Genomic DNA, 25,942 nt, shown 5'->3' with positions numbered 1-25,942 from the left:
ATGAACATGATCGACCCACGCCGCCCACCGCCCGCCTTCAGAAAGGGCTACGCGCTCTGCTCGCCGCAAAACATCCTGCAACCCGACACCTTCGCCAAAAGCCAGAAGAAAGCGATCGGCAAGGCCTTCAAAAAGCCAGGCCGCAAGAAGGCATGGACAGAGGCACTGGAACAGGGCTGGAGCGTGCGGCTGGTCTACATGCGGCTTTTCGTCCCCGTGTTCCATGCGACCACGACGGGAACAGAGGTGGATGATCTCGATGACGAGGATTGATTTGGTCCATTCAATAGACTAATCTAAAGCGAGATTTAACGCTTAAGGTTAGCCATGCAGATATCCGTAACTGATGCAAAAGGCCAACTGACAGAATTGGTACGACGCGCCGAGGCCGGGGACGAAATCATTCTCACCCGGCATGGTCATGCAGCAGTGCGGCTGGTTCCAGTGGTTGTTGTGGCGGATAAAAAATCCCGCAGGGCCGTGCTTGATAAAGTGCGCGCGGCCGTCGCGACCAAGAGCGACGAGGGCCCGGATGCCGCGCATAGTCAGGATTTCCTTTATGACGAGCACGGCCTTCCAAAATGATGGTCATCGATACATCTGCTCTGCTTGCAATCCTGCTTGATGAACCCACAGCAGATGCATGTGCCATGGCTCTCGATACGGATGAACCATTGCTGATATCCGCCGGTACGCTTGCCGAAGCTGTTATCGTAGCGCAAAGACGTGGCCGCAGCCGGGAACTCGAGATGCTGATCGAAGGGCTGAGCGTCGAAATCAAGCCCGTTACTGCTAAATCAATCCGTGGCATTTCGGAAGCCTATCGCATCTGGGGAAAGGGTATCCACCCCGCCGGGCTGAATTTCGGAGACTGCTTTGCCTATGAGCTGGCAAAAGCTGAAGGCTGCCCTTTGCTTTATGTCGGCAACGACTTTTCGCAAACAGATATCAGCGGCCTCCTGTAACGCTCAAACCGGCGCAATCATTTTCGGCGGCGTGAAATCCGGAGCCACCAGTCCACCTGAAATCAGCAGTTTCGCCGCGTCTTCCGGTGTCATGTCCAGCATCACGATCTTGTCCTTCGGCACGAACAGCAGGAAACCCGCCGTCGGCACCGGAGTCGGTGGCAGGAAGACGGCAACCATCTCCTGGCCCATCTCGTTGAAGCGATGGGCAAGCTCTCCCTTGACCTCCGAGGATACGAATACCATCGCCCAGGTGCCGGGTGACGGAAACTCGATCAGGCCGACCTTCTTGAAAGAGTTCGAATGCTCTTTCAGGACGGATTCGAACAGCTGCTTGATGCTCTTGTAGATCGGCCGCACCAAAGGCATGCGGTTGAGAACGGATTCGCCGACGCCGACGATCCATTTGCCAATGAGGTTGTTGCCGAGAAAGCCGATGAGTGTGATGCCGATGACGGCGATCAGCAGGCCGAAGCCGGGGATCGCCACATCGAAATATTGCTCGGGATCGTAACGGGCGGGAATATAGGGCTTAACCCAGCTATCCGCCCATTGCAGGAAGCTCCATACGAGCCACATGGTGATGGTGACGGGCGCAAGGATGAGGACGCCCGTGAGGAAGCTGTTGCGCAGACGGGCTGCGAATGAAATTTTGACTGGAATATCGGTCATTTACCGTTCGGAATTAAGCGTTGTCGCTATCGAAACCCGGATGAAAACCGACAATGCCGGATGGAGTTCCGCCATGCAAGCGAAGAACTGTGAAATATTCGTCAGGAATCCCCTTGCCGCTCAGGCCCTCAACATGGCGAAAACCGAAGCGGCCGTAATAGTCCGGGTCGCCAGCGACAACTGCGCCAGAAGCACTCAGACGGTCCAGCGCGGCAAGCCCTTCCCGAACCAGCCCTGAGCCAACACCCTGCCTTTGCCGGTCCGGCGCCACCGATAAGGGCGCAAGACAGAACCAGCCGGTCTCGCCGCCCGACAGTGTTACCGGTGAAAAACCGATATGGCCGATGATGCCTTCGCTGTCCTCGGTAACCAGAGAAACAGTCAGCGCACCGGCCTTGCGAAGCCGTTCGATGATCACATGTTCCGTCTTGTCGCTGTAATCGACGTTACGGAAGGCATCTTCCGTAACGCGAGCAATCGCCTCTTCATCACCTTGCCGCTCCGGCCGGATGATCATTCCACCGTCACCGATTTCGCCAGATTGCGTGGCTGGTCCACATCCGTGCCCATGAAGACGGCGGTGTGATAGGCCAGCAGCTGGATCGGCAGCGAGAAGACCATCGGCGCGATCAGCTCGTCGACATTGGGCAACGTGATCGTCGCCATGGTGTCGAGCTTGGACGCAGCGGCGCCCTTCTCGTCGGTGATGAAGATGATGCGGCCGCCGCGCGCGGCCACTTCCTGCATGTTCGAAACGGTCTTTTCAAAAAAGCGGTCATGCGGCGCAATGACGATAACAGGCATGTTCTCGTCGATCAGTGCGATTGGCCCATGCTTCAGCTCGCCGGCTGCATAACCTTCGGCATGGATATATGAAATTTCCTTGAGCTTCAGTGCGCCTTCCAGCGCCAGCGGGAAGCTGGTGCCGCGGCCGAGATAAAGTACATCCTTGAAGCGCGACAGATCGCGCGAGAGCGCCTCGATCTGCGGCTGGATGAGGTTCAGCACCTTGCTCATGATGCGCGGCATCTCGATAAGCTGCTGCACAAGCTCCTTTTCCTCGCCCGGCTTAAGCGTACCGCGCGCCTTGCCCGCGGCAACCGCGAGCGAAGCGAGCACGGCAAGCTGGCAGGTGAAGGCCTTGGTGGAGGCCACACCGATTTCCGGGCCGGCGAGGATCGGAAAGATCGCATCCGATTCGCGCGCCATGGTCGATTCACGTGTATTGACCACTGCGCCGATCTTCAGTCCCTCTTGCTGGCAATATCGCAAGGCCGCCAGCGTATCGGCGGTTTCGCCCGATTGCGAAATGAACAGTGCGGCCTGCGTGGGAACGAGCGGTATCTCGCGGTAACGGAATTCCGATGCGACATCGATTTCCACCGGCAGGCGCGCGTAACGTTCGAACCAGTATTTGCCGATCAGGCCGGAAAGATAGGCCGTGCCGCAGGCGGAAATGGCAAGGCCGGAAAGCCTGGCGAAATCGATTGCCTTATCGGCATCCTTCACGGTTTTGGAGGCGAAATCCACATAGTGGCTAAGCGCATGGGAAATGACTTCCGGCTGCTCATAGATTTCCTTTTCCATGAAATGGCGGTGGTTGCCCTTGTCGACCACGAAAGCCGTCGCCTGCGAAATCTGGCGCTCGCGTTTCACCGGCTTGCCGGAGAAATCGATGATTTCCGCACCGTCACGGGTCACGATGGCGCAGTCGCCATCCACCAGATAGGTGATCTCATTGGTGAAAGGCGAAAGCGCGATCGCGTCGGACCCCAGGAACATCTCGCCCCTGCCGTAACCGACGGCAAGCGGCGGGCCGGAGCGCGCCGAAAGCAGCGTATTGGGATCGTCCTGAAACATCACCACCAGCGCATAGGCACCGGTCACGTGGTTCAGCATCTTCAGCATCGCCTCGCGATGGCCAAGCCCTTCGCGGGTGTATTTTGCCAGAAGCTGCGCCACCACTTCGGTGTCGGTCTGGGTGGTGAAGGTTGCACCCTCGGCGCTCAGTTCCTCGCGCAATTCGGAGAAGTTTTCGATGATGCCGTTATGAACGACGGCAACGCCTTCGACGAAATGCGGGTGGGCGTTGGTTTCGTTTGGCACGCCGTGCGTCGCCCAGCGCGTATGCGCGATGCCCACGACACCTGGCAGCGGCTTTTCAGAGACCAGCTTTTCCAGATTGAACAGCTTGCCTTCCGCCCGGCGACGGTCCATCGCGCCATTGTCGATGGTAGCGACACCCGCCGAATCGTAACCGCGATATTCGAGGCGCTTCAGCGCATCGACAAGCCGTTCAGCAACGGGCTGCGTTCCGACAATTCCGACAATTCCGCACATATATTTCTCCAGACGGCGATCTCTTCACCGAAACTTCCAGAGTATTTCCGCCTTTCCCTGAAATGCGAAAATACACCACCTTTTTGTTCTGATGCATTTCCGGACGTAAAACCGCTGCGCACCTTCACTGGAAATGCTTTAACCGTTTCTCTGAAATCGGCAATTATCCCGCCGGTCACTTTCAGTATCGCTCGGTAACGTCATCTAAGAGGATTTTTTCTTCGCTTCCTTCAGCGCTTTCGCCCGCTCGCGCAAGGCGACCGCCCTGCCCGGTTTCACCTCCTGGCGCGCGCGCCCGAAAGCCAGCGCATCGGCAGGCACGTCATCGGTAATCACGCTGCCGGAGGCGATATAGGCCCGCTCTCCAATGGAGACGGGAGCAACCAGCGACGAATTCGAGCCGATGAAGCTGTTGGCTCCGATCCGCGTTTCGGACTTGTTGTAACCGTCATAATTGCAGGTGATGGCACCCGCGCCGATATTGCTGCCCGCACCCACGAAAGCATCGCCGATATAGGTCAAATGGTTGACCTTTGCGCCCTCGCCGATCTCGGCCTTCTTGACCTCACAGAAATTGCCGACCTTGGCATTGGCATGCAGGTTTGCACCCGGACGCAACCGCGCAAAGGGACCGACAACCGCACCCTCGGCCAGATAGGCCCCTTCCAGATGCGAAAATGCATGAATGATCGCACCCGGCTCGATCGTCACGCCGGGACCGAAAACGACGTTGGGCTCGATCAGGACATCCTGACCGATCTTCGTATCGAAGGAAAGGAATACTGTCTCAGGCGCGATCATCGAAACGCCGTCGACCATCAATTCGTGACGGCGGCGCTCCTGCCAGAGCCTCTCGATGAAGGCGAGTTCGGCGCGGTTGTTGCAGCCGGTCAATTCCTTTTCCGGCGCATCGATGGCAATGGCGCGGCGGCCGAGAGAACGGGCGATCTCGACGATGTCAGTCAGATAATATTCGCCCTTCACATTGCTGTTGCCGATCCGATCCAGCAGATCCAGCGCATTGCGGCCGTTGATGGCCATCAATCCGCTGTTGCACCAGGTGACCTTGCGCTCCTCGTCGGTGGCGTCCTTTTCCTCTCGGATCGCGACCAGCTCGCCATTCTCGACCAGAAGCCGCCCATAACCCGTGGGACGGTCGGTATGGAACCCGATAACGGCGACATCGGCACCGTCGGCAATCGCCTCGCGCGCCCTGTCGAGCGTGGCTGAGGTGATGAGCGGCACATCGCCATAAGCGACGATGACATCGTCAAAACCGCGTTCGATCGCCTCGCGTGCGGCAAGAACCGCATGACCAGTGCCCTTGCGTTCCTTTTGCAGGAAAGCCTCGACCTGCAGGCCCTTGAGACTTGCCGCAGCAGCGACATTGTCGGCATCGCGCCCGACCACCAGCGCCACCGCGCCGACGCCCGCTCCAGCAACAGCCTCCACCACATGCCCGATCATCGGGCGTCCAGCGACCGGATGAAGCACCTTGGACTTCGAAGACTTCATGCGCGTGCTGTCGCCCGCTGCGAGAATAACGGCTAGAGAGCTGCGCTCCATAAGACCTCCAACACCCCGTCACCGGCCACAGGCGGCCCGGACAGGGGCAATGTTTGACTTTACGCCAGCCGGCACTGCGGACGGGCGTATGGGTGATTTCTTTCCGGCACTGCTATAACGGCGCCCCACTTAAGAAACCATGCAAATCTCCACCAAATTTCCACGCCGATTTTCATCAAACGTGATCAGCGGCAGGCTGGCATGATCTATGGGCGGGAGTTACGGGCCGTGAATTCGAGTATCTGCTGACGGCCGTTTTCAATCAGCCTTTCCATCTCGCGCCGGGCTGCCCCCTCATCACGCAGGCGAAACGCTTCGACGAGTCGCAGGTGAGAGGCAGACACGTCGGAAATCTCGTTGGGATCGGCTTCCGGGTTGCTCATCCGGAAAATGCCCGCCAGCGCCGCCTTTATCAGCGAACCGACGGTGCGCATGAACGGGTTGCCGGACATTTCGGTGATGAGAACGTGGAAATTCATATCCGCAAGCGCGCGCTTTTCCTTGGAATAAGCCGTGTTGCCCATCTCGTTGGCGTAAGCGACAAGCCTTGCGATATCGGCGTCTTTTGCCCTGGCGGCAGCAAGACCCGCGCCATAGGGTTCGAACGCCTGGCGGATATCGTAGAGATGCAGCAGGAATTCCTCGCTGACACCTGCCTCGAAGTGCCAGAGCAGCACCTCGCTGTCGAACATGTTCCAGCTTTCGCGCTCCGTCACACGGGTACCGATGCGCGCCTTGGGGGAGATCATGCCCTTGGCGGTGAGCGTCTTCATCGCCTCGCGAAGCACCGTTCGAGAGACTTTCAGCCGCTCCATCAGCTCGGCATCGCCCGGCAGGATGTCACCCGTCTTGAAAACTCCGGACACGATATCGAGACCGAGCTTGTGAACGACCTGAGCATGATTTGTCCGCAACTTTCGAAAACCGATCGCCGCATCGAGCATTCCGCGCTGCAAATTCCATGTCCTTCCGTTCGGTTGAAGATGTAAAAATCGCGCCTGACTTGTGTAATCCAGGAAAGCAGCCCGATTTTCAACGCAGAATACAGTGAAAAACATCAACGCGCGTGAAAAGCAAAGCCAAACTTCGTTCGAACAATAAAACACATCAAAATAACAAAGACCGCGCATGAATTGCATGCGCGGTCCCGTTAGCAGCTAGTACCTGCGTGTCACATTATTGCGGCAACTTGTCGTCCACGCCGGCAACGTAGAAGTTGAGGCCGAGCAGAACGCCGTCTTCAGCCTTCTCACCCGCCTTCAGCCATTCCGAACCGTCCTGCTTCTTCACCGGACCGGTAAAGGGGTGCAACTCGCCCGACTTGATCTTGGCTTCGGTTTCCTCAGCCATCTTCTTCACGTCATCAGGCATGTTGGTGTAAGGCGCCATGGTCAGGATGCCGTCCTTCAGGCCGTCCCAGATGGATTCGGACTTCCACGTGCCGTCAAGCAGGGCCTGCGTGCGCTTGATGTAATAAGCGCCCCAGGTGTCCTTGATCGCGGTCAGCTGTGTCTCCGGACCGGCCTTGATCATATCGGAAGCCTGACCGAAGGCCTTGATGCCGCGCTCGGCTGCAACCTGCATCGGAGCCGTCGTGTCGGTGTGCTGCGTCAGGATATCGACGCCTTGGTCGATAAGCGCCTTGGCGGCATCGGCTTCCTTGCCGGGGTCAAACCAGGTGTTGGCCCAGACAACCTTGACCTTGAACTCAGGATTGACGGACTGCGCGCCCAGAACGAAAGCGTCGATGCCCATCACCACTTCCGGGATCGGGAAGGAAGCGATATAGCCGGCAACACCCTTCTTCGACATCTTTGCGGCGATCTGGCCCTGAATGTAGCGGCCTTCATAGAAACGCGAATTGTAGGTCGCGACGTTTTCGGCGGTCTTGAAGCCGGTGGCGTGCTCGAACTTCACCTTGGGGAACTTCTGGGCAACCTTAACGGTCGCATCCATGAAGCCGAAGGAAGTGGTGAAGACCAGCTCACAGCCGGAACGTGCCATGCGCTCGATGGCGCGTTCGGCATCCGGGCCTTCCGGAACGCTTTCGAGGAACGGCGTTTCGATCTTGTCGCCGAAATGCTTCTGCAGCTCTTCGCGACCGATTTCGTGCGCCTGCGTCCAGCCGCCATCGGTGCGGCTGCCGACATAGATGAAGCAGACCTTCTTTGCGTCGGCGGCCTCAGCCGAAGAAACGACGCCTCCAAGAGCCGCTATGGAAGCAGCAAGTGCGATGACCAGTTTTTTCATTTTTACCCCTGTTTGGTTTGGAGACTGGAAGTTTTTCTCACCGGTCCGGCACGAAGGATTTGCCCAGTGATGCCGGCGTGTTGATCAAGGTCGTGCGGCGATTATGCGAGATGATGACCAGCACGACAATAGTTGCGATATAGGGCAGCGCCGAAAGCAGTTGCGACGGCACGCCAATGCCGAATGCCTGGGCGTGCAACTGCCCGATGGTGACAGCGCCGAACAGATAACCGCCCGCGAGCACCCGCCATGGACGCCAGGACGCGAAGACGACGAGCGCCAGTGCAATCCAGCCACGACCGGCCGACATGTTTTCCACCCATTGCGGCGTATAGACCAGCGAAAGCTGCGCGCCGGCAAGCCCCGCGCACGCACCGCCGAACATGACAGCCAGATAGCGTGTGCGGATGACGTTGATGCCAAGCGCATGGGCAGAACCGTGATTGTCGCCGATGGCGCGGATCTTGAGACCCGTGCGGCTCTTGAACAGAAACCAGCTTATGCCGGCAACGAGCGCGATGGACATGTAGAAGATCAGGTCTTGCCGGAACAGCAAGGGGCCGATGAAGGGTATCTCCGACAGCACTGGAAAGACGATGGGCTGCAGCTTGACGCCCGGCAGGCCAACGAAGCTTTCGCCCAGCATGCCGGAAACGCCAAGACCGAGAATGGTCAGCGCAAGGCCGGTCGCCACCTGGTTGGTAACGAGCGTCAAAGTCAGGAAACCGAAGAGCAGCGAGAAAACCGCGCCCGACGCGATACCGGCCAGAATGCCGAGATAGGGCGAACCGGTCATATGCGCGGCAGCGAAAGCGCAGACCGCACCCATGATCATCATGCCCTCGACGCCGAGATTGAGGACGCCGGAGCGTTCCGCCACCAGCTCGCCCGAGGCGGCAAGGACGAGCGGTGTGGCGGCAGTGATGACCGTGAGAAGGATGGCCTGAAGCATATCCATCATGCCGCTCCTTGGCTGTTATGCGCCTTGCCGGTGAAGACGATCCTGATGCGGTAGAAGATCAATGTATCGCAGGAGAGTACGAAGAACAGCATCAACCCCTGAAACACACGCGTAACCTTGTCAGACACACCGATGGAAAGCTGCGCCGCCTCACCACCCAGATAGGTCAGTGCAAGCACCAGCCCGGAGAGGATGATACCGAGCGGATTGAGGCGGCCGAGAAAGGCGACGATGATGGCGGTGAAGCCGTAACCCGGAGAAATGCTGGGCTGAAGATGACCGATGGAGCCGGAGGCTTCCGAAATGCCCGCAAGCCCGGCAAGCGCGCCGGAAAGCAGCATCGAAAACCAGACCATGCGGCTCGATGAGAAACCGGCAAAACGCCCTGCCCGCGCCGATTGGCCAAGAACCGTGACCTCGAAGCCTTTCAGCATGTAACGCATCATGAACCACAGCGCGATGGCCGCCACGATGGCAAACACGAAACCCCAATGCGCCCGGCCCGATGCCAGCATTTCCGGCAGCACTGCGCTCTCGTTGAAGGGTTTCGTCTGCGGGAAGTTATAGCCGCCCGGATCGCGCCAGATGCCGCGCGTCAGCCAGTCGAGAAAAAGCTGCGCGACATAGACCAGCATCAGGCTGACGAGGATTTCGTTGGTGTTGAACTTCGTCTTCAACAGCGCCGGAATACCGGCATAGAGTGCGCCGCCGATGGCGCCCATAACCAGCATCAACGGCAGGATGAGTGGCGAATGCCAATCCGGATAAAGCACCGGCAGGATGGAACCGGTGATCGCGCCGATGGTGAATTGTCCTTCCGCGCCGATGTTCCAGTTGTTGGAGCGATAACAGATAGACAGGCCAACCGCGATCAGGATCAGCGGTGCGGCCTTGATCGCCAGCTCATGCAGCGACCAGACCTCCAGCAGTGGCTCGATGAAAAAGGCGTAAAGCGCATCAAGCGGATTTTTACCGAGTATGGCGAACATGATGGCGCCGACGAGCAGCGTCAGCACCAGTGCCAGAAGCGGCGAGAGAAGGGTAAATAGCTTCGAGATCCCTGCCCGTTTTTCAAGCTCAATGCGCATGCTGGGCGGCTCCTGACTGTGTGTGGACGCCGCCCATCAGCAGGCCGATCTTTTCAAGCGTCATGTCTTCCACCGGATAGGCCTGCGAAAGCTGCCCATCGGAAATGACCGCGATATTGGTGGCGACCTCGAAGATTTCATCTAGGTCCTGGCTGATGACGATGACGGCAGAGCCGGCTTTGGCGAGATCGACAAGCGCCTGCCGGATACGGCTCGCCGCCCCCGCATCCACACCCCATGTCGGCTGGTTGACAACAAGCACGGCCGGTTGACGATCGAGTTCGCGTCCGACGATGAATTTTTGCAGATTGCCGCCCGACAGCGATCCCGCCAGCGGATCGGCCCCGCTTTTGCGCACATCCATGGTTTCCGATATGCGCCGCGCCGCCGCCTTGATAGCTGAGCCCCTGACGATGCGCAGGAAACCGCCCGTCAGAAACGCCTTGCGGTCGGAGCGCGCCCGCGCCAGCAGAAGATTGTCGGAAAGGCTCATGCCGGGAACGGCGGCATGGCCATGGCGCTCCTCGGGTACGAAACCGGCGCCCATCAGCCGCCGGCCATTGATGCCGATGCGGCCGACCGGCTTGCCGCGGAGATGGATCGCATCATTATTATAGACGGGATATTCGCCCGAAAGCGCATCGAACAACTCGCCCTGCCCGTTTCCGGCAACCCCGGCAATCGCCAGCACTTCGCCGGCGCGCACAGTCATGGAAACCGCTTTCAACGCCACGGCAAAGGGCGTGCGTGGCGCAACGGAAAGCCCCATGACTTCGATCTGCGGTTGACCGAGGGCATCGCCCGTCGGTCGCGAAACGCTTGCGACATCGCTGCCTACCATCATGCGCGCCAGAGATGCCGGTGTTTCCTTGCGCGGATCGCAGGCGCCCGTAACCTTGCCATGGCGCAGAACGGTGGCGCGGTCGCAGATACGCTGCACCTCTTCCAGCCGGTGGCTGATATAAAGCACCGAACGGCCTTCGGCCTTCAGCTTCGCCAGCGTCTCGAACAGCTTGTCCGCCTCCTGCGGTGTCAAAACCGAGGTCGGCTCGTCGAGAATGATAAGGCGCGGGTTCTGCAACAGGGCGCGCACGATCTCGATACGCTGGCGCTCGCCAACCGAAAGATCGGCGACATGCGCATTGGGATCGAGAGGCAGGCCATAGGCGCGCGAAAGCTGTTCCGCTTCCTTGGCGATTTCCTTCAATGAAATTTTCGGGTCCAGCGACAGGGCGATGTTTTCAGCAACCGTCAACGCCTCAAACAGGGAGAAATGCTGGAACACCATGCCGATGCCGAGCCTGCGTGCCTCGCTTGGCGAACCTATGGAAACCGGCTGACCCTGCCAGACGATATCACCCTCGCTCGGCGAGAGCACGCCGAACAGCATCTTGACGAGCGTGGACTTGCCCGCGCCGTTTTCACCCAGAAGCGCGTGGATTTCGCCCGGCGCTATATCGAGGTCGATGCCGTTGCATGCGGCGAAATTGCCGAACAGCTTGGTCAGCTTGCGAACGGACAGGAGAGGCACGGCCTCCGGCGCCATAGTTCCAGTCACGAATTCCCTCTCTACACCGGCTACCCATGCTTTCTTCGAAGCATTTCAGCAACCGTGGTCATTGTTCCCAATCAGGCTACAACACGTATGCAATGCTGCGCGATCATGATTTATTGATAACTGTTTTGCTGCTGCGCACAACTGAAAAAGACGTTGCTTAAATGCAATTTGCACAAGCAATAAACGGCTTTACGCTTCTCTTATTTCGCGCCGAGCGCGGGGAAAAACTGCAATATTCCGCCGATGCAATAGAGATAAAGCCCGCTCGCCACAAAGCCGATCACCGCCCAGGTCGGCGTTTCGAAATGCATCAGCAACGCATAACCGCCAAGCGCACACCAGACGAACACGATTGCCAGATTAAGCGGCCGCAATCGCTTCACGCGCACCGGATGCAGGAAATTGATCGGCAGGAATGTCAGGAACACCGAGACGGTAACGACAGTCATGGCTGTTGTGGCGCTGGCATCCATGACGAACAGCGTGAACACCACCATGTTCCACACCACCGGAAAGCCGGAGAAGAAATATTCGTCCGTCTTCATGCCCATGTCGGCGTAATAGATGGCGCTCGACACCACAATCATGCCAGCCGCAACGAAGGATAGCGGTTCGCCGATCATGCCGCTCTGGTAAAGCGCAAAGGCGGGCAAGAGCACATAGGTGACATAGTCGATGATATTGTCGAGCGTATCGCCGGACCAGTTGGGCAGAACTTCCTTCACCCGAACCTTGCGGGCGATGGGCCCGTCAATGCCATCCACCAGCAGCGCAAGCCCCAGCCACCAGAACATGTCGACAAAGCGGTGTTCGGAAGCGGCGACGACGCCAAGAAAAGCCAGAAACGACCCGGATGCCGTCAAAATATGAACGGAAAAGGCGCGGATTTCCGCGTAGGGAACACGCTTGTAGTTGAAAATTTTCATGGTCAGCGTCTGCGCCCCGCTTTTCATCCGCCCTGTTCATTCCGGTATGCGGCCATTCACCACGCTTTGCAACCGGCTGATCTGGCTTATCCTAGGACTAATATAGCGGTACAACCAACGAATGTTTACGCCGGGATGTTCCGGGGTCAAAGTGGATTTACCCGCGCAAAGCCTTTATGATGCCTTGGAAATAACAACGGATCAGGACCATGAGACACTTCGATATCGCCATTACCGGTGCGGGACTTGCGGGCCAGATTGCGGCCATAGCGCTTGCGCGGGCGGGCCGCCACGTGGCGCTTGTTGCGCCCCCCAGCGAAAAGAAGGACCGGCGCACGACGGCGCTGATGGACCAGTCGATCCGCTTCATGGACCGCCTTGGCCTCTGGTCGCGCATAGCCCCTGCCGCAGCCCGTCTTTCCACCATGCAGATCATTGACGGCACCGACCGCCTGCTGCGCGCACCCACCGTGCAGTTCCGCTCCTCTGAAATCGGGCTGGATGCATTCGGCTGGAATATTCCCAACGAGGCGCTGCTTGGCGTGCTTAGCGAAGCGGTCGAACAGGAACACAATATTACCCGCTTCGAAACCACCGCCGAGACGATTGATATCGGCAACGACCGTGTATCGGTAACACTTGGCGATGGTGAAGCGCTCTCCGCAGATTTTCTGATCGGCGCGGATGGCAGGAAGTCGATGGTGCGGGATGCAGCCGCAATTGGCGTCAAATCCTGGTCCTATCCGCAGACGGCCATCGTTTTGAACTTCAGCCATAGCCGGCCGCACGGCAATGTCTCGACAGAATTCCATACGCCCACGGGACCTTTCACGCAGGTTCCCCTGCCCGGCGACCGCTCCAGCCTCGTCTGGGTTGTCACTCCAGCGCAAGCGGAAGAGCTGACGGCACTGCCGCTTGAAGCGCTCAGCCTCAGGGTGGAGGAGCGCATGCAATCCATGCTCGGCGCCGTTACGGTGGAAGACAGCGTGCAGGCATGGCCACTGTCTTCCATGACCGCGCATCGCTTCGGCAAGGGCCGCGTCGCCCTGATCGGCGAGGCTGCACATGGTTTCCCGCCCATCGGCGCACAGGGTCTGAACCTCAGCCTGCGCGACATCATCGCCCTCACCGACCTGCTCGGCGCCGTCTCCGACCGCCCGATTGCGGCGGATGCCGGCAGTAGCTTCGACCGCAAGCGGCGGGCGGATGTCTACACCCGCACCCTCAGCGTCGATCTCCTCAACCGGTCGCTGCTTTCCGATCTACTGCCGGTGCAGATGGCGCGTGCGGCTGGTCTGCATGTGCTATCCGGCATCGGCACGCTCAGAAGCATGGTCATGCGCGAAGGCATCGAGCCGGGGCGCGGGCTGAAGGCCCTGCCCTCGCTGCTGTTCGGCAGCTTCAAAAAGGCTGGATGAAATAAACCACGCCCGTCAGCGTGAAGACCGAAAGCACTGTCGAGATCAGGATCGTCGCCGACGCCCTCTCCTGCCAGACGTGATATTGCTGACCGATGACGAAGACATTTGTCGCGGTCGGCAAGCCCGCAAGCAGCACGGCGGAATAGATCCATACCGGTTCGAACCGCCCGAGCGACGAGAGCACAAGATAAGCGGCAAGCGGATGCAGGATAAGCTTTGCCGGGACGATATAGCTGATTTCGACCGGCACCCGCTTCATTGGCCGCAGCGCCAGCGTGACACCCATGGCAAACAGAGCGCAGGGTGCCGCCGATTGCGCCAGATAATCCACCAGCCGCTGCACCGCCTCCGGCGGCTGCCATGACAGCGAAGCGGCCAGAAAACCGGCGATTACCGACACGATGAACGGGTGAGTAATGACCTTGCGCGCCACATCCAGCGCAAGCCTTGCTACAGAGCGCTTGTCACCGCCCGCAACCGCCATCATCGCCGGTGCGACGATGAAATGGGCGGCGTTTTCGAGACAGACGATCAGCGCGACGGGCACTGCCGCTTTTTCACCGAGCGCCAGAAGCGCAAGCCCCGGACCCATATAGCCAATATTGCCGTAGCTTGCCGCGAAACTCTGGATCGTCGTTTCGGCGAGATTGTTCTTTCTCACGAACCGGCCGATCAGGAACACAGCCAAGAAAATGCCGTAGGTGCAGGCAAGACTGGCGGCAACGAAATCCATGCGCGTCAGTTCTTCCACCGGCGTTTTCGACACCAGCTTGAAAAACAGCGCCGGAAGCGCCGCATAGATGATGAAGGTGTTCAGCCAGCCCATCGCCTCGACCGGCTGTTTCGTTATGCGCGCCGCGCCGTAGCCGATGAAGATCAGGCCGAAAAACGGCAAAAGCAATCCGACGATATCGGCCACAGTCTTTCCCCCCGCGTATAAAATACGCGGGGAGGCTTAGCCGATTTTCATCAGGATCGGAAAGGTCTCCTGGAACCAGATCGCCACATTGGTGATGAAACCGGTCATGAAAGCGAGGCCGGTGAGCACCAGCAACACACCCATCAGCTTTTCCACAAGACCGAGATGGCGGCGGAAACGGACGAGGAAACGCATGAAGGAACCGGAAAAGGCGGCAGCAATCCAGAATGGCACCGCAAGGCCAAGCGAATAGACCGCAAGCAGCATCGCGCCATCGCCAACCGTGTCACGCGAGGCGGCAACGCCGAGGATCGCGCCGAGGACAGGACCGATGCAGGGCGTCCAGCCGAAGGCAAAGGCAAGGCCCATGACATAGGCGCCGGAAAGCGTAGCCGGTTTGCCTGCCCCCTGAAACCGCGCCTCACGCGAAAACAGGCCAATGCGGAAAACACCGAGAAAGTTAAGGCCCATCAGGATGATGATGAAACCGCCAATCTTGGCGAGAATATCGAGGTTCTGGCGCAACAGCGTGCCGATCGTCGAAGCACCGGCACCCAGCGCCACGAAGACCGTGGCAAAACCGAGCGTGAAGAAGAAAGCCGAAAACAGCACGGCCCGGCGGATTTCAGGCCGCGGCACGGCATTCTCCGTCCTGAACTGCTCCACCGAAACACCGGCCATATAGCAGAGGTAAGGCGGCACCAACGGCAGGACGCAGGGCGACAGAAATGACAGGGCACCGGCCAGAAGCGCGCTGAACAGGGAAATATCGGCAATCGACAAGAAAGAACTCCGCATTGACGCATGTCTCCCAAAAGCGGGAATCGGTTTTGGGATAACGTCACGCGCAAAAAGATCAGCAAGGCACGTCGCGATTCCCGAGATTCGCCGCGTTTCACGCTCTCATTTTGGCGCATGCCATTGCCGCAAAACGATTTCACCCGTTTGCCAGACATGTCTGACGCCGCTTTTATCCCCAGCCGCCCCCTCTCTCCAATCACCTTTTCGGGGGTGCGACAAAAAAAAACGGATTGATTGTAGAAAGCGCTTTTTTTGGGTTGACCGAACGGATCGCTCTACCTATGTTCCGCGCACTTCCGAAGGGCATCCCAGCCCCGACACGGGAGAGCGTAGCTCAGCCGGTAGAGCAACTGACTTTTAATCAGTAGGTCCAGGGTTCGAATCCCTGCGCTCTCACCACCTTCATCAAAGATATCAGTAAGTTAAGACGCATAATGCTCATCGATATGTTCGCTGGCGGTAACGATATGCGCTTGCGCCGCGTGACATGAAGTTGCGTCCCGACAGACCTCGTCCCTGAAACTGCCCCCCAGAAGAACGCAAATCGCCGCCCTCCCCGACACGCCGTCCCCTGGCTCGCGAACCGGCCGATAAGGCCGCTCAATGCAAAGCATGGTACGATGGCGTGTGCTAATACCTGATCCGTGTAGGGGCGGCCTTCGGTCCGGAGTCGGTTGTCGGATTGGCGCGAGCCAAGGGAGAAAGAACAATGGCAACCCATATCGAAGACGACAGTGACATCCTCATACCTCAGGACCTGGCGCAGGGAGCGAGCCGTTATCTGGGGAAACCGCTTGAGCTGCTGCCAGACAGGGAAAAAGCAATATTTCGTCGTCTTGCAGCAAGGCGCACCATCTCGACTGACGCGAATGCGGTTTTCGACGAGAGACTGACGCCCGGCCAGCGGCTTGCGGATGCGGTTGCCAAATTCGGTGGTTCCTGGACCTTTATCCTTATATTTGCGGCTTTGCTTGCGATATGGCTGAGCGCAAACATTATCGCGACTTCGAACGCCTTCGATCCCTACCCGTTCATTTTCCTCAATCTCATCTTATCCATGCTCGCAGCGGTTCAGGCGCCGGTGATCATGATGAGCCAGAACCGCCATGCGGCCAAGGATCGGATCGACGCCGCACATGACTACGAGGTCAATCTGAAGGCAGAGATCGAAATCATGGCGCTGCACGATAAGTTCGATCGGATGCGCTCTATCGAGCTGAAAGCTCTCGTCGATAAACAGCAGCAGCAGATCGACCTTTTGACAAAACTCGTGCTGAAACAAACAGGCTAGAAAATTTACGTCAGAATACGGAAAATCGCGCCCGCGCGCCGATTCCATGTGCAACGGAACGCGCTTTGTGTGCCGGTCGTACAGTAGCAGCTGCAGCACTTCATGGATGGTTTCCAGACAAGCTATGTGCTTGCGCATCCCTCATATAGAGCGCAGAATAAATCAATGGCAGCATTTGAAGCGGGCGCTGTTGTGTAAAGGTGCATCTGCCTTGGCCCCAACCAAAGGAGGACGAAATGTCTTCCATCAATCGAAAACGAAATGTCGATCCAGATCGTGCGCCACTGCTCGTCAAGGCGATCGACAGGCTTGAAAAAGGTGCTGCAACGTTATGCGGTTCGTCGAAATTCGACGCGTGCAGGCCAGTTCTGATCGCCGCCATTCGACGTGGTTCCGGCAGGCGTAAACCAATCCCGGCTGCGTCGGCTCCTCACCATAAGAACCGGGACATATTTCAGTCTACCCAAAAATCCGGAAGCCCGGCTGTCGAGAGATGGGAAAATGAAGGCGGCGCGATCAGATGATCGTTGTCACCTGCCCAGAACGGAGTGATCATCATGGCGTCAAGTGTCCATCTAGAAGAAATGACATCGGCGGAATGCATCGCATTCCTTTCCCGGATGAGCTTCGGGCATCTTGCCTGTATCGATCATGACAGGCCCTATGTGGTGCCGATCCATTTCGTGTTTCACGAGGGTGGAGTCTACAGCTTCTCGATGATGGGAGCCAAGATAGAGAATATGCGCCTGAACCCTCATGTTTGCCTTCAGGTCGATGAGGTCAAAAACACCAGCACGTGGACAAGCGTAATTCTCCATGGCCTCTATCAGGAGCTTGAAGATAACGAGCAATGGCAAAGCGAGCGGATCTACGCCTGGTCTCTGATCCAGAAACACCCGAACTGGTGGGAGCCGGGAGGCTCAACGATCCATCCGCACGAAACTGGAACGGACTCCACCAAGCCGATTTTCTTCAGCATCCAAAAAGAAAGCCTCACGGGCCGCAAAGCGGTCCAGAGGGAAGATTTCGTGCGTTAAGCGGCCTCCCTCTACAGACAGGCGTACACATACCGCGCGATATTGTCATAAAAACTGGAGAGATAGGCTGGCACCCGGTTCAACCGGGCAAATTTGCTGCCGCGATATTCCGCGCGCGTGCCGACCAGCGTGTCCGGATCGCCGAAAGGCAGAAAATCCTTTTCGGTGACGTAGACATGCGTGCCGTAACCCCAGCCGCATTCCAGCGCCCGGTCGAAAGGCAGCGTCATCACCCTTGCCGCTTTCAGAAACTCCTCCGCTCCACCGCGTGAGATGATATAGCAGGCCGACGATCCCTGTGGCCCGTATATGCAGCGCCCCAGCTTGTCTCCGAGAGCGCTGGTCTTCCTGGCTCTGAAACCTCTGTGGCGGTGATTGGTCAGCTTTACGATGGAATTCTCAGGCATGATCGCGACCATTGCCTTGACCCGATCGGAGAAGTCAGGCGTGAAGGTAACATCATCCTCAACGATCACGGCCACCGGCACATCCGTGGCGAGGAATATCTCCAGTGCCTTGATATGGCTGGCATAACAGCCATACTCCCCAGGCAAGGCATGACGGCCGTTGCGAAGCTCAAAGCCGCGCCTGTTAAAATCCGTCCATTCGGCAGCGGGAATGGTCTTACCGTCAACACCTTCCACCGGGCGCAAATCCAGCCCAAGACCTGATGCTCCGTTCAGCATCTTTTCAAGACGGGCGCGCGCTCTGGCGATGGAGATGATGTAAACGGGAAAAGCGGATATCGGCAGCATTCGGAAAGCACCATGCGCATAGGGTCGGGAAACCGTCTCCTACAGCATGTGGCGCACCCTGTCTGCATGCCGTGATTTCTACGCCGGCAGAATTTCGGGCGAGCAACGCGCAAGCTTTGATGGTTTGAGAATGCGGCGCGAGATTATTTACGCGGGGCGGTGCGGCGGCAGCGCCAGTTCCAGTCTCTGGCTTCGCCGGTATCCATGTGAACCGATTCGGTGTGGCAATAGGTGCCTACACCACCACGCTGCGGCATCGAGCGCAGATAGGACGCAAGCTCCCATTTGGAAACGCCCTTGATCTGAATGTCGGCTGCATCGCAGGTGTAGTGCTTGGAACCCTGCCTTATGCCCTTTGGCGGGCGATAACCCGAGGTGACGATGGCCGGGCTGTTGTAGTGGCGCTCGACATCCTTGATCATGCGCACCAGTTCCGGCTTGAAACAACCGACTTCAACATGATCGGTCTGCAGGAAAAGCCCGTTCGGAGAAACTCGGGTGAGGCCGGAGAGCGAGGCAAGCTTCATCAGGCCGGCCGGCTGGTCATCCTCGTCTTCGAGATGCGCATCGTCGAATTCGTCAGACATCATCGAACGGCCGGAAAGCGCTATACCCATCGTCCTGTCCGATCCGCCGGAGAGCGCCGCAACCTGCGTATTCTCCGCCGTACCGTTTTCGATCATTTTCGGAAGGCGCTTCTTGGCCGCACCGGCGAAGAAAGCTGCCAGCGGCACGACTGTGCCCTCACTTTCCTGCCCCTCGCCTGCCCGTTTCCCGGCTCCAGAAGACTGCGCTGAAGCAACTGCGAGCTGTTCCGACGCATTTTGCGGCGTTGGTACGGGAACCGCCTGACGGTTTTCGCTGTGCTGTTCTGCCGGTACCGGCACGGCAGTCGGCACTTGTCCCGTTGCTGATACCGGTTGCGGCTGTGTCGCCTGCACTGGTGCCGAATAGACGCTGCTGACGGCGGGCGCGATACCCTGGGAAGGTGCACCCGCTGCGGCTGTAGCCCCCGCCGCAACGGCAGGTCTGCTTGAATATATGCTTGATGTACCCGCGGAAATCGCCGTCGGCTGCGTCGTCAGGCCGCCAATATCGGCGGCGGCACCGTAGCCTTGTGCTGGGCCACCGGGCGCCTGCGGCTGGGCCGCAACGGCCCCGCCGGTTGCGGAGGCCACGGCGGGATCCACGTAATGCCCCTGCTGCTGTTTGGCGGCCGGATTATGAACCGCCGATGCCGCCTGCGCCTTCTGCTCGGCGGAAATCGCCGGCTTTTTGCTGTTGGCAGCCATGTCGTCATCCGTCACCGCTGAAACGCATCCGGCAAGCCCGAGCAACGAAACCGCGACAACAAGACGCTGACAGGCAACGCGTCCTTTCGCGCTATCGACAGCTTTCATGGGTGGCCTCCGTATCTTGCATTTACAACAGCAGCACGGGAACGGAATCGTCTGCTTTTTCAAAACAGGACATGCCGTTTCGATTCGCGGACTATGCCTCAACCCATCCGGACAAGGCAAGAGTGACCGAAATCGTCGCTTCTGGTCGGGAAAACCCCTACCAGGAACCCGTATTCTGCATAGATATCCACGGTTCGGCTGGCGCGAGGCTTTCGCCCTTCTGCAAGATTTCGAAAGAAATACCGTCGGGCGAACGAACGAAGGCCATGTGACCGTCACGCGGCGGCCGGTTGATCACGACGCCATTTTGCTGAAGGTGGGCACAGAAGTCGTAAATATTGTCGACCTCATAGGCCAGGTGCCCGAAATTGCGGCCGCCGGTGTAATCTTCGGTGTCCCAATTGTAGGTGAGTTCAAGGGAAGGCGCCTTTTTTTCCCGCGCCGCAGAGATATCGTCGCGCGCTGCAAGAAAAACCAGAGTGAAACGGCCTTTTTCGTTTTCGATCCGGCGTATTTCCTCGAGACCCATCAGGTCGCAATAGAATTTCATTGATTCGCCAAGGTCTTTGACGCGAACCATCGTGTGCAGATACCGCATTTTCTTCCTCTCCAATACGCTTTTCCGGGCCATAAACGCATGATCGCAAGCCCCGGACAAGGACGGCGACATAAAAGCAGCTACGCAAATCAAAAACTAGGGCTTGCGTGGAACCGTTACCAAGATGTTAATCTGGTACACAGGAATCAGTTGACCGGTGTGTGGCGCGTAATCGAGGGGTTGGCAGGATATGGCTGATAGGATGTCATCGAAAACGATAGTCGATGTCGAGGACCTTTCGGCCGACGCCGTGGATCTGACCGAAATCACCGGCGCGGTGAAATGGTTCGACGTTGCCAAGGGTTTCGGCTTTATCGTGCCTGACAACGGCATGCAGGACGTGCTGCTGCATGTCTCCTGCCTGCGCCGCGATGGGTATCAGACCATTCTCGAGGGTACGCGCATCGTTGCCCTCATCCAGCGGCGTGACCGCGGCTTTCAGGCCTTCCGCATCCTGTCGATGGATCAGTCCACCGCCGTTCACCCGTCGCAGCTGCCGCCGGTTCGCACCCATGTGCAGGTCACGCCGTCAAGCGGGCTTGAGCGTGCAATCGTCAAGTGGTTCAACCGCACCAAGGGTTTCGGCTTCTTGACGCGCGGCGAAGGCACGGAAGATATTTTCGTGCATATGGAAACGCTGCGCCGCTTCGGCCTCACGGAACTGCGTCCGGGCCAGGTGGTGCTGGTGCGCTTTGGCGATGGCGACAAGGGTTTGATGGCGGCGGAAATCCACCCCGACAACCCGGCCCCGATCGGGATGTCGCACTGATGGCCGCTGTGTTTCGCAACTTGATGAAGAGCGCCGTTCTGGCGCTTCTTTTTTTCACGCTCTCAAGCGCAGCACAGGCTCAACAGCAGCAGACGTTTCAATCCGAACCGCTGACGATAGAGACCGCCTCCGGAGAAACCCACGAATTTGTTGCGGAACTGGCGCTGGACAACGCCCAGCGCGAACAGGGCCTTATGTTTCGCAAGTCAATGCCGCTTGGAAGCGGTATGCTGTTCGATTTCGGCAAGGAGCGGGATGTGGCCATGTGGATGAGGAATACTCTCATTCCGCTCGACATGCTGTTCATCGCCCGGGACGGGCGCATAACCCATATCCACGAGAACGCCGTGCCACACTCGGAAGCGATCATCAGCTCCCGTGGGTCGGTCAAATTCGTGCTTGAACTGAATGGCGGCACTGCCAAACGCTACGGCATCAAACCGGGCGATGTGGTTCGCAGTGCACAAATCGGCAACCGGAAATGACATTGCCGCGTTACTGCGTCTGAAAAGGCCGGACGACGTTTCGCCCGGCCGGCAAGATCTCAGTAGACCGGCTCGATATGGCTCAAAATCCGGCAATTGGAAATAGATGCGGCAAGATTGATGGCAATGTCGATTGCCTCGACCGAATCCGCCGTCCCTTCAAGATAGATAACGTCATTTTCGACGGTTGCGGAAATCCGCGACTTCTCGAGACCGTTTTCGAAAGCCAGTGCAGAGGTGATGGCCTCGCATACACCCGCCATGCGGTCTCCAAAGAAGCTTTCCTGAATGCCTGACAAATTGAACATGTGCGTTCTCCTTCTTGGCTATTACAACGCCCGAATCACGGTTTTGTTCATCTCCGGTTCATCAATTCGTTCATCTTCCATTCATCTTGGCAAATTGGAACCCCCTGCCCGATCACATTTTAGGTGATCGGGAACCATTTCGTGAGGTGAGCATTTCGCGCATGGGAGTGAAATCTGCCGTCAAGGCGCATGAAACAGGGAGGAGAATGACATGCTGATTAACAAAACGGAGCCGTGTCACCACGCCTCGTGGATGAAGCCGGTGGCTATCCACCTGCCGCTATCCGCAGCGGTGGAAATCTACAGCCCTCTGGTGGCGCTGGACATGCTGATGTACCGCTGGCCGGAAGAACACGGACCGGAATATGAGGACGCACGCAGGAACTGTCTCGATGCTATCGCCGGAAAATGCGACATCGAAAAAGCGCGGGAATCGTTTCTGGTCGCAAGCAGCCACGCGCATATTCTGAACATCCACTAGGTCGTCACGCGGAAGGCTTTGTGAATATTATCGAATAAATATCAATCACTTACGTGATAACAATCGGATGAGCGGGAAGTTGATCTGCGTTCATCAACATGCCTCCAGAGGTCAAAACAACGGGCAATCCACCTGCGTGGATCGCCCGTTTGATTGAAGCCTGAGCGTCGTCCTATTCAAATGGCCGGGCGAACAGGGATCGGGAGGTTGCTGTGAGATACACCGTCTTAATTATCCCCATGCACCGGCAGTCAATACTCGGATAGATTTCTGTCTTACAATCGGTGTTTCGACGCGACTATTCCTGATAGCGCGACACGCCCGCTTCGTCGTTATCGCATTCAACCAGGCAAACAACCGTCTCCCCTAGCGAACAGGTAGCCTGCAAAAACCGTTCACGCTTTCTCGGTAACAAACGCGGCATCGACCCGTGCGCCAGAGGCGCATGAACGACCGAAGTCGGATCCTGCCTGCGGAACATGACATGTAACTGTCATGCAAACGTTATAATCCGCAATGACGAATTCCATGGAATCGGTTGGCGGGTAAACCGCTGAAAGCTTGGGAGTGGAACTGGCCAGCATGGAAACTGTTTTTGCCCTTTGCGCAATTCTGCTCCTCGCCTTCAATCTTCTCGGCGTCGTTCTGGCAGGCTGGCGGCTGAAAAGACGCGATACGGACAACGCACTTGTCCGGCAGAAACCGCCGGTATCGCTGGTGGTGCCGCTGCGCGGCATCGAAACTTTCACGCCGCTGACGCTGTCGCGCGCCTTCCAGCTCAACTGGCCGGACTATGAGCTGCTGTTCTGTGTCGCCGACGAGTTCGATCCCGTGATCGAGGAAGTGCGCAAGGCAAGCGCGGCCTTCCCCGCAGTTTCAGCGCAATTGCTCATCGGCGATGATCGCATCAGCGCCAATCCCAAACTGAACAATTGCGTCAAGGGCTGGCGTGCTGCCCAACACGAATGGGTCATTCTGGCCGATTCCAATGTCTTGATGCCGCAATCCTATATCGAAACCATGATGTCGGCCTGGCGGCCGGATAGCGGACTGGTCTGCTCGCCACCGCTCGGCTCCCGGCCGGATGGCTTTTGGGCGCATGTGGAATGCGCCTTCCTCAACGGCTCGCAAGGCCGCTGGCAATATGCGGCGGAAGCCATCGGCATGGGCTTCGCGCAGGGCAAATCGATGTTGTGGAACAAGCCATTCCTGGAAGAGCGCGGCGGCATCCGCGCGCTCGCCGCCGAAATCGCCGAAGATGCCGCTTCCACGAAGCTGGTCAGAAATGCCGGTCGCAAGGTATATCTGGTGTCGGCCCCGTTCGAGCAGCCTCTCGGACAGCGCCATGCCGGTGAGATCTGGTCGCGGCAGACCCGCTGGGCGCGGCTGCGGCGCGTCACCTTCCCGCAATATTTCGCCCCGGAAATCCTCACCGGCGCGCTTCCCCCGCTCCTCTTCGCGCTCGCTGCCGCCGTTGCCGCGGATGCGAACCTTGCCGTCACCGCGATTGCCGTACTCGCCATCATGTATGGCCCGGAACTGGCGCTCGCAGCTCTCAACCGGTGGCCGGTATCCCTCTATACCCTTCCGGCAATGGTCGCGCGGGATGTCATCATGCCATTCGTCTGGGTACGCAGCTGGATCGGCAGCGCGGTTGCATGGCGCGGCAATGTCATGACGATCGGCACGGCCGAAAGCACATTGGCCGGACCTTCAGCGGACTGAACGGAAGCTATTATTTAAAGGGGTTACACCTACAAGCGAATGTTTCGCTTTAAATGGTCGGAGTGGAGAGATTCGAACTCCCGACCCTCTGGTCCCAAACCAGATGCGCTACCAGACTGCGCTACACTCCGCCGAGGCGATGGCTGGGGAATACACGGTTCACCCGCAGTCCGCAACAGGGAAATTCATCTTTGTTGAGCCCATTGCCTCGATTATTGAAAACTCATGCAACGCGATGGGACCGTGAAGAGGCCGCAAGGGATAATCGTCTTGACTCTCACATGGAGTCGGTCCATTTCAAATTCAGCGTTCCTGACACGATTTGGTTATTCTATTCAGGTACGTGAATAGTAATCCGGGGCGTATGCCCCACCGCCCAACCGGAGCAGTTTCGACATGTCTGCGAAGATTTACCGCCCTGCAAAGACCGCCATGCAATCCGGCAAGGCGAAAACCAATGTCTGGGTTCTGGAATTCGACGCTGAGGTCCCGCGCAAGATCGATCCGATCATGGGATACACCTCGACATCCGACATGAAGCAGCAGGTAAAGCTGACATTCGAGACGCAGGAACAGGCCGAAGCCTATGCGCAGCGCAAGGGCATCGAATACCGCGTCATCCAGCCGAAGGAAGCAACCCGCAAAGTTGTATCCTACACGGATAATTTCCGCTTCAACCGCACCCAGCCCTGGACGCATTGAAGAAGACGCACTGAACGATTTTCAGCCGGAGCAATAATAGTCCGGCACGACGGCCCCTTAGCTCAGCTGGATAGAGCGTCGACCTTCTAAGTCGAATGTCGCAGGTTCGAATCCTGCAGGGGTCGCCATCTCCATCTAAACTGCCGCTTTCGGGATCCAGATCGCGGAAATGTCGTCGCCATACGGCACTGCCTTACTCTCCAAAGCACAAATCCCGACCCAGGCGCACACGACGGCATCCATCTTGTCCTCAAAAGCCTTCATCTCCCATCCCTTTGCGTTCGTCGCGGGAATGATGAGTGCATCGGCAACCCCAACTATCCGTCGATCCAGATGTGCGATGATGAAAGACCAGACCTCGAGGAGTTTGGCGCGACGGTCTGCGGACGTATCCGACCGCCAGTAGCTGCCGACTTTTCCCTGCTTATACGGAAGCCGTTTCGCGGCGTTGGTCAGTTCAACGAGCGCAGGGTGCGGGTAGACTTCGAGCAGACCGGGACTGCTGATTTCCCTGGTTAATAACGGATATCCCGCAAGTTCAAACCCCATTTTGAGGTCATCACTGACCTTGCCGGGCCTGATTGCATTTGGGGTGTGGGTGCCGCATTGCCGGGAACCATAGGCGGAAGACACCAGATTGTCCGAAGCACGGCGGGCAGTAATCGGTTGATGCGAGAGCGGCATATCAATCGTAACGAGATCGATCTTGCATCCCGTAAGGGCTTCTGCGGCCGCCAGAAGCGCCGATGCTTCGGCAACTGATCCCCTGGGGCGATCAGCGAGAACCGGGATATCGGTTCCACAGGCAAGGAAGCCAACGTAGGAAGATGCTGCGGCACGCAGCGTCCAGCCTGTTCCATCGTTGATGACCAAGGCGACCCCGCTTGGCTGGGTAACAGTCCATGCGGCGTCTATACCCAATAC

General features: G+C 58.0%; 29 protein-coding genes and 3 tRNA genes. 14 read left to right on the top strand and 18 right to left on the bottom strand.

Annotated elements, in window-relative coordinates; all coding sequences use genetic code 11:
- From ACQZ45_RS00390 to ACQZ45_RS00380, 3 genes are read left to right on the top strand one after another with little or no spacing between them, the layout of a single operon-like run.
- On the top strand, window positions 1-273 hold the full coding sequence (locus tag ACQZ45_RS00390; protein WP_003515743.1) for a hypothetical protein: 273 nt from the start codon (window positions 1-3) through the stop codon (window positions 271-273).
- A 54-nt stretch (window positions 274-327) separates the two neighbouring features.
- Window positions 328-585, top strand: a complete 258-nt coding sequence (locus ACQZ45_RS00385; protein WP_080798339.1) for a type II toxin-antitoxin system Phd/YefM family antitoxin — start codon at window positions 328-330, stop codon at window positions 583-585.
- Window positions 582-965 carry a type II toxin-antitoxin system VapC family toxin gene (locus ACQZ45_RS00380; RefSeq protein ID WP_035198363.1) on the top strand — a complete coding sequence of 128 codons (384 nt, stop codon included), beginning with the start codon at window positions 582-584 and terminating at the stop codon, window positions 963-965. The genes ACQZ45_RS00385 and ACQZ45_RS00380 overlap by 4 nt, the downstream gene beginning before the upstream one ends.
- 3 nt (window positions 966-968) lie before the next feature.
- Here the strand turns inward: ACQZ45_RS00380 and ACQZ45_RS00375 are convergent, their stop codons facing one another.
- The 10 genes from ACQZ45_RS00375 to pcsA form a co-directional block, all read right to left on the bottom strand.
- Window positions 969-1,637: a DUF502 domain-containing protein gene (locus ACQZ45_RS00375; RefSeq protein WP_003515749.1), complete on the bottom strand. Its 669-nt coding sequence runs from the start codon at window positions 1,635-1,637 to the stop codon at window positions 969-971.
- 13 nt (window positions 1,638-1,650) lie between these two features.
- The gene (locus ACQZ45_RS00370; RefSeq protein ID WP_113292271.1) at window positions 1,651-2,154 is read right to left on the bottom strand and encodes a GNAT family N-acetyltransferase; all 504 of its coding nucleotides are present in this window, start codon (window positions 2,152-2,154) and stop codon (window positions 1,651-1,653) included.
- Window positions 2,151-3,977: a glutamine--fructose-6-phosphate transaminase (isomerizing) gene (gene glmS / locus ACQZ45_RS00365; RefSeq protein ID WP_003515753.1), complete on the bottom strand. Its 1,827-nt coding sequence runs from the start codon at window positions 3,975-3,977 to the stop codon at window positions 2,151-2,153. The genes ACQZ45_RS00370 and glmS overlap by 4 nt, the downstream gene beginning before the upstream one ends.
- A 204-nt stretch (window positions 3,978-4,181) precedes the next feature.
- Window positions 4,182-5,543 carry a bifunctional UDP-N-acetylglucosamine diphosphorylase/glucosamine-1-phosphate N-acetyltransferase GlmU gene (gene glmU / locus ACQZ45_RS00360; RefSeq protein ID WP_003515755.1) on the bottom strand — a complete coding sequence of 454 codons (1,362 nt, stop codon included), beginning with the start codon at window positions 5,541-5,543 and terminating at the stop codon, window positions 4,182-4,184.
- Between the two features lie 206 nt (window positions 5,544-5,749).
- A complete protein-coding gene (locus ACQZ45_RS00355; protein WP_003515757.1) occupies window positions 5,750-6,487 on the bottom strand; it encodes a FadR/GntR family transcriptional regulator in 738 nt (245 codons plus the stop codon).
- A gap of 232 nt (window positions 6,488-6,719) precedes the next feature.
- Window positions 6,720-7,793, bottom strand: coding sequence for a BMP family ABC transporter substrate-binding protein (locus ACQZ45_RS00350; protein WP_003515759.1), 1,074 nt, complete (start codon window positions 7,791-7,793; stop codon window positions 6,720-6,722).
- A 37-nt stretch (window positions 7,794-7,830) separates the two neighbouring features.
- A complete protein-coding gene (locus ACQZ45_RS00345) occupies window positions 7,831-8,751 on the bottom strand; it encodes an ABC transporter permease (protein ID WP_019566110.1) in 921 nt (306 codons plus the stop codon).
- Window positions 8,751-9,842: an ABC transporter permease gene (locus ACQZ45_RS00340; protein ID WP_065687273.1), complete on the bottom strand. Its 1,092-nt coding sequence runs from the start codon at window positions 9,840-9,842 to the stop codon at window positions 8,751-8,753. Before ACQZ45_RS00340 ends, ACQZ45_RS00345 begins: the two co-directional genes overlap by 1 nt.
- Window positions 9,832-11,388 (bottom strand): ABC transporter ATP-binding protein, encoded by a 1,557-nt coding sequence (locus ACQZ45_RS00335; RefSeq protein WP_003515765.1) that lies wholly within the window; start codon window positions 11,386-11,388, stop codon window positions 9,832-9,834. Before ACQZ45_RS00335 ends, ACQZ45_RS00340 begins: the two co-directional genes overlap by 11 nt.
- A gap of 212 nt (window positions 11,389-11,600) precedes the next feature.
- Entirely contained in the window at window positions 11,601-12,326 is a 726-nt protein-coding gene (gene pcsA, locus ACQZ45_RS00330; RefSeq protein ID WP_025593712.1) for a phosphatidylcholine synthase, read from the bottom strand.
- Window positions 12,327-12,535: 209 nt separating this feature from the next.
- On the opposite strand from pcsA, the gene ACQZ45_RS00325 reads away from it, so the two are divergent.
- On the top strand, window positions 12,536-13,744 hold the full coding sequence (locus tag ACQZ45_RS00325) for a UbiH/UbiF family hydroxylase (protein WP_112752514.1): 1,209 nt from the start codon (window positions 12,536-12,538) through the stop codon (window positions 13,742-13,744).
- Here ACQZ45_RS00325 and ACQZ45_RS00320 read toward each other — a convergent pair.
- Together ACQZ45_RS00320 and ACQZ45_RS00315 are read right to left on the bottom strand one after the other, a co-directional pair.
- Window positions 13,728-14,666 (bottom strand): AEC family transporter, encoded by a 939-nt coding sequence (locus ACQZ45_RS00320; protein WP_025593716.1) that lies wholly within the window; start codon window positions 14,664-14,666, stop codon window positions 13,728-13,730. The genes ACQZ45_RS00325 and ACQZ45_RS00320 overlap by 17 nt on opposite strands.
- Window positions 14,667-14,702: 36 nt before the next feature.
- Window positions 14,703-15,449 carry a cytochrome c biogenesis CcdA family protein gene (locus ACQZ45_RS00315; RefSeq protein ID WP_112402233.1) on the bottom strand — a complete coding sequence of 249 codons (747 nt, stop codon included), beginning with the start codon at window positions 15,447-15,449 and terminating at the stop codon, window positions 14,703-14,705.
- A 341-nt stretch (window positions 15,450-15,790) separates the two neighbouring features.
- Here ACQZ45_RS00315 and ACQZ45_RS00310 point away from each other — a divergent pair.
- The 4 genes from ACQZ45_RS00310 to ACQZ45_RS00295 all read left to right on the top strand — a co-directional run bounded on the left by ACQZ45_RS00310 (window position 15,791) and on the right by ACQZ45_RS00295 (window position 17,795).
- A tRNA-Lys gene (locus ACQZ45_RS00310) sits at window positions 15,791-15,866 on the top strand.
- Between the two features lie 310 nt (window positions 15,867-16,176).
- Entirely contained in the window at window positions 16,177-16,758 is a 582-nt protein-coding gene (locus tag ACQZ45_RS00305) for a DUF1003 domain-containing protein (RefSeq protein WP_019567118.1), read from the top strand.
- Window positions 16,759-16,994: 236 nt separating this feature from the next.
- On the top strand, window positions 16,995-17,282 hold the full coding sequence (locus ACQZ45_RS00300) for a hypothetical protein (RefSeq protein ID WP_155846286.1): 288 nt from the start codon (window positions 16,995-16,997) through the stop codon (window positions 17,280-17,282).
- A 60-nt stretch (window positions 17,283-17,342) separates the two neighbouring features.
- Window positions 17,343-17,795, top strand: a complete 453-nt coding sequence (locus tag ACQZ45_RS00295; RefSeq protein ID WP_111799592.1) for a pyridoxamine 5'-phosphate oxidase family protein — start codon at window positions 17,343-17,345, stop codon at window positions 17,793-17,795.
- A gap of 11 nt (window positions 17,796-17,806) precedes the next feature.
- Here ACQZ45_RS00295 and ACQZ45_RS00290 read toward each other — a convergent pair whose 3' ends face one another.
- The 3 genes from ACQZ45_RS00290 to ACQZ45_RS00280 form a co-directional block, all read right to left on the bottom strand.
- The gene (locus ACQZ45_RS00290) at window positions 17,807-18,550 is read right to left on the bottom strand and encodes a glycosyltransferase family 25 protein (RefSeq protein WP_448742108.1); all 744 of its coding nucleotides are present in this window, start codon (window positions 18,548-18,550) and stop codon (window positions 17,807-17,809) included.
- 143 nt (window positions 18,551-18,693) lie between these two features.
- Window positions 18,694-19,950: a YcbK family protein gene (locus ACQZ45_RS00285; RefSeq protein WP_162736246.1), complete on the bottom strand. Its 1,257-nt coding sequence runs from the start codon at window positions 19,948-19,950 to the stop codon at window positions 18,694-18,696.
- A 157-nt stretch (window positions 19,951-20,107) separates the two neighbouring features.
- On the bottom strand, window positions 20,108-20,548 hold the full coding sequence (locus ACQZ45_RS00280; RefSeq protein WP_003515949.1) for a VOC family protein: 441 nt from the start codon (window positions 20,546-20,548) through the stop codon (window positions 20,108-20,110).
- A gap of 190 nt (window positions 20,549-20,738) precedes the next feature.
- Here ACQZ45_RS00280 and ACQZ45_RS00275 point away from each other — a divergent pair, with 190 nt between their 5' ends.
- Both ACQZ45_RS00275 and ACQZ45_RS00270 read left to right on the top strand, forming a co-directional pair.
- Window positions 20,739-21,317, top strand: coding sequence for a cold-shock protein (locus ACQZ45_RS00275; RefSeq protein ID WP_013636345.1), 579 nt, complete (start codon window positions 20,739-20,741; stop codon window positions 21,315-21,317).
- Complete coding sequence (locus tag ACQZ45_RS00270; protein WP_019567113.1) at window positions 21,317-21,802, top strand: DUF192 domain-containing protein; 486 nt, start codon at window positions 21,317-21,319, stop codon at window positions 21,800-21,802. The genes ACQZ45_RS00275 and ACQZ45_RS00270 overlap by 1 nt, the downstream gene beginning before the upstream one ends.
- Before the next feature lie 59 nt (window positions 21,803-21,861).
- On the opposite strand, the gene ACQZ45_RS00265 is transcribed toward ACQZ45_RS00270, so the two are convergent.
- Entirely contained in the window at window positions 21,862-22,110 is a 249-nt protein-coding gene (locus tag ACQZ45_RS00265) for a BON domain-containing protein (RefSeq protein ID WP_003515953.1), read from the bottom strand.
- A gap of 211 nt (window positions 22,111-22,321) precedes the next feature.
- Here ACQZ45_RS00265 and ACQZ45_RS00260 point away from each other — a divergent pair, with 211 nt between their 5' ends.
- Window positions 22,322-22,591 (top strand): DUF982 domain-containing protein, encoded by a 270-nt coding sequence (locus ACQZ45_RS00260; RefSeq protein ID WP_113291123.1) that lies wholly within the window; start codon window positions 22,322-22,324, stop codon window positions 22,589-22,591.
- Window positions 22,592-23,173: 582 nt separating this feature from the next.
- The gene (locus ACQZ45_RS00255; RefSeq protein ID WP_448742107.1) at window positions 23,174-24,316 is read left to right on the top strand and encodes a ceramide glucosyltransferase; all 1,143 of its coding nucleotides are present in this window, start codon (window positions 23,174-23,176) and stop codon (window positions 24,314-24,316) included.
- 54 nt (window positions 24,317-24,370) lie between these two features.
- Here the strand turns inward: ACQZ45_RS00255 and ACQZ45_RS00250 are convergent.
- Window positions 24,371-24,447, bottom strand: a tRNA-Pro gene (locus ACQZ45_RS00250).
- A 265-nt stretch (window positions 24,448-24,712) separates the two neighbouring features.
- Here ACQZ45_RS00250 and ACQZ45_RS00245 point away from each other — a divergent pair.
- Both ACQZ45_RS00245 and ACQZ45_RS00240 read left to right on the top strand, forming a co-directional pair.
- On the top strand, window positions 24,713-25,018 hold the full coding sequence (locus ACQZ45_RS00245) for an ETC complex I subunit (RefSeq protein WP_003495468.1): 306 nt from the start codon (window positions 24,713-24,715) through the stop codon (window positions 25,016-25,018).
- Window positions 25,019-25,069: 51 nt separating this feature from the next.
- A tRNA-Arg gene (locus ACQZ45_RS00240) sits at window positions 25,070-25,146 on the top strand.
- A 7-nt stretch (window positions 25,147-25,153) separates the two neighbouring features.
- Here ACQZ45_RS00240 and ACQZ45_RS00235 read toward each other — a convergent pair.
- Complete coding sequence (locus tag ACQZ45_RS00235) at window positions 25,154-25,891, bottom strand: DUF429 domain-containing protein (RefSeq protein ID WP_113291125.1); 738 nt, start codon at window positions 25,889-25,891, stop codon at window positions 25,154-25,156.
- Window positions 25,892-25,942: the final 51 nt, after the last annotated feature.

Source organism: Agrobacterium sp. 16-2014-1-2a (genome assembly GCF_053522705.1).
The sequence above is the reverse complement of the archived record's forward strand: the minus strand, read 5'-3'. Positions and strand labels throughout refer to the sequence as shown.

Excerpts from the sequence above, each read along its gene's own strand:
- ACQZ45_RS00390 (WP_003515743.1), top strand. The coding sequence starts at position 1 with ATGAACATGATCGACCCACGCCGCCCACCGCCCGCCTTCAGAAAGGGC.
- ACQZ45_RS00385 (WP_080798339.1), top strand. The coding sequence starts at position 328 with ATGCAGATATCCGTAACTGATGCAAAAGGCCAACTGACAGAATTGGTA.
- ACQZ45_RS00380 (WP_035198363.1), top strand. The coding sequence starts at position 582 with ATGATGGTCATCGATACATCTGCTCTGCTTGCAATCCTGCTTGATGAA.
- ACQZ45_RS00375 (WP_003515749.1), bottom strand. The coding sequence starts at position 1,637 with ATGACCGATATTCCAGTCAAAATTTCATTCGCAGCCCGTCTGCGCAAC.
- ACQZ45_RS00370 (WP_113292271.1), bottom strand. The coding sequence starts at position 2,154 with ATGATCATCCGGCCGGAGCGGCAAGGTGATGAAGAGGCGATTGCTCGC.
- glmS (WP_003515753.1), bottom strand. The coding sequence starts at position 3,977 with ATGTGCGGAATTGTCGGAATTGTCGGAACGCAGCCCGTTGCTGAACGG.
- glmU (WP_003515755.1), bottom strand. The coding sequence starts at position 5,543 with ATGGAGCGCAGCTCTCTAGCCGTTATTCTCGCAGCGGGCGACAGCACG.
- ACQZ45_RS00355 (WP_003515757.1), bottom strand. The coding sequence starts at position 6,487 with ATGCTCGATGCGGCGATCGGTTTTCGAAAGTTGCGGACAAATCATGCT.
- ACQZ45_RS00350 (WP_003515759.1), bottom strand. The coding sequence starts at position 7,793 with ATGAAAAAACTGGTCATCGCACTTGCTGCTTCCATAGCGGCTCTTGGA.
- ACQZ45_RS00345 (WP_019566110.1), bottom strand. The coding sequence starts at position 8,751 with ATGGATATGCTTCAGGCCATCCTTCTCACGGTCATCACTGCCGCCACA.
- ACQZ45_RS00340 (WP_065687273.1), bottom strand. The coding sequence starts at position 9,842 with ATGCGCATTGAGCTTGAAAAACGGGCAGGGATCTCGAAGCTATTTACC.
- ACQZ45_RS00335 (WP_003515765.1), bottom strand. The coding sequence starts at position 11,388 with ATGGCGCCGGAGGCCGTGCCTCTCCTGTCCGTTCGCAAGCTGACCAAG.
- pcsA (WP_025593712.1), bottom strand. The coding sequence starts at position 12,326 with ATGAAAATTTTCAACTACAAGCGTGTTCCCTACGCGGAAATCCGCGCC.
- ACQZ45_RS00325 (WP_112752514.1), top strand. The coding sequence starts at position 12,536 with ATGAGACACTTCGATATCGCCATTACCGGTGCGGGACTTGCGGGCCAG.
- ACQZ45_RS00305 (WP_019567118.1), top strand. The coding sequence starts at position 16,177 with ATGGCAACCCATATCGAAGACGACAGTGACATCCTCATACCTCAGGAC.
- ACQZ45_RS00300 (WP_155846286.1), top strand. The coding sequence starts at position 16,995 with ATGTCTTCCATCAATCGAAAACGAAATGTCGATCCAGATCGTGCGCCA.
- ACQZ45_RS00295 (WP_111799592.1), top strand. The coding sequence starts at position 17,343 with ATGACATCGGCGGAATGCATCGCATTCCTTTCCCGGATGAGCTTCGGG.
- ACQZ45_RS00290 (WP_448742108.1), bottom strand. The coding sequence starts at position 18,550 with ATGCTGCCGATATCCGCTTTTCCCGTTTACATCATCTCCATCGCCAGA.
- ACQZ45_RS00285 (WP_162736246.1), bottom strand. The coding sequence starts at position 19,950 with ATGAAAGCTGTCGATAGCGCGAAAGGACGCGTTGCCTGTCAGCGTCTT.
- ACQZ45_RS00280 (WP_003515949.1), bottom strand. The coding sequence starts at position 20,548 with ATGCGGTATCTGCACACGATGGTTCGCGTCAAAGACCTTGGCGAATCA.
- ACQZ45_RS00275 (WP_013636345.1), top strand. The coding sequence starts at position 20,739 with ATGGCTGATAGGATGTCATCGAAAACGATAGTCGATGTCGAGGACCTT.
- ACQZ45_RS00270 (WP_019567113.1), top strand. The coding sequence starts at position 21,317 with ATGGCCGCTGTGTTTCGCAACTTGATGAAGAGCGCCGTTCTGGCGCTT.
- ACQZ45_RS00265 (WP_003515953.1), bottom strand. The coding sequence starts at position 22,110 with ATGTTCAATTTGTCAGGCATTCAGGAAAGCTTCTTTGGAGACCGCATG.
- ACQZ45_RS00260 (WP_113291123.1), top strand. The coding sequence starts at position 22,322 with ATGCTGATTAACAAAACGGAGCCGTGTCACCACGCCTCGTGGATGAAG.
- ACQZ45_RS00255 (WP_448742107.1), top strand. The coding sequence starts at position 23,174 with ATGGAAACTGTTTTTGCCCTTTGCGCAATTCTGCTCCTCGCCTTCAAT.
- ACQZ45_RS00245 (WP_003495468.1), top strand. The coding sequence starts at position 24,713 with ATGTCTGCGAAGATTTACCGCCCTGCAAAGACCGCCATGCAATCCGGC.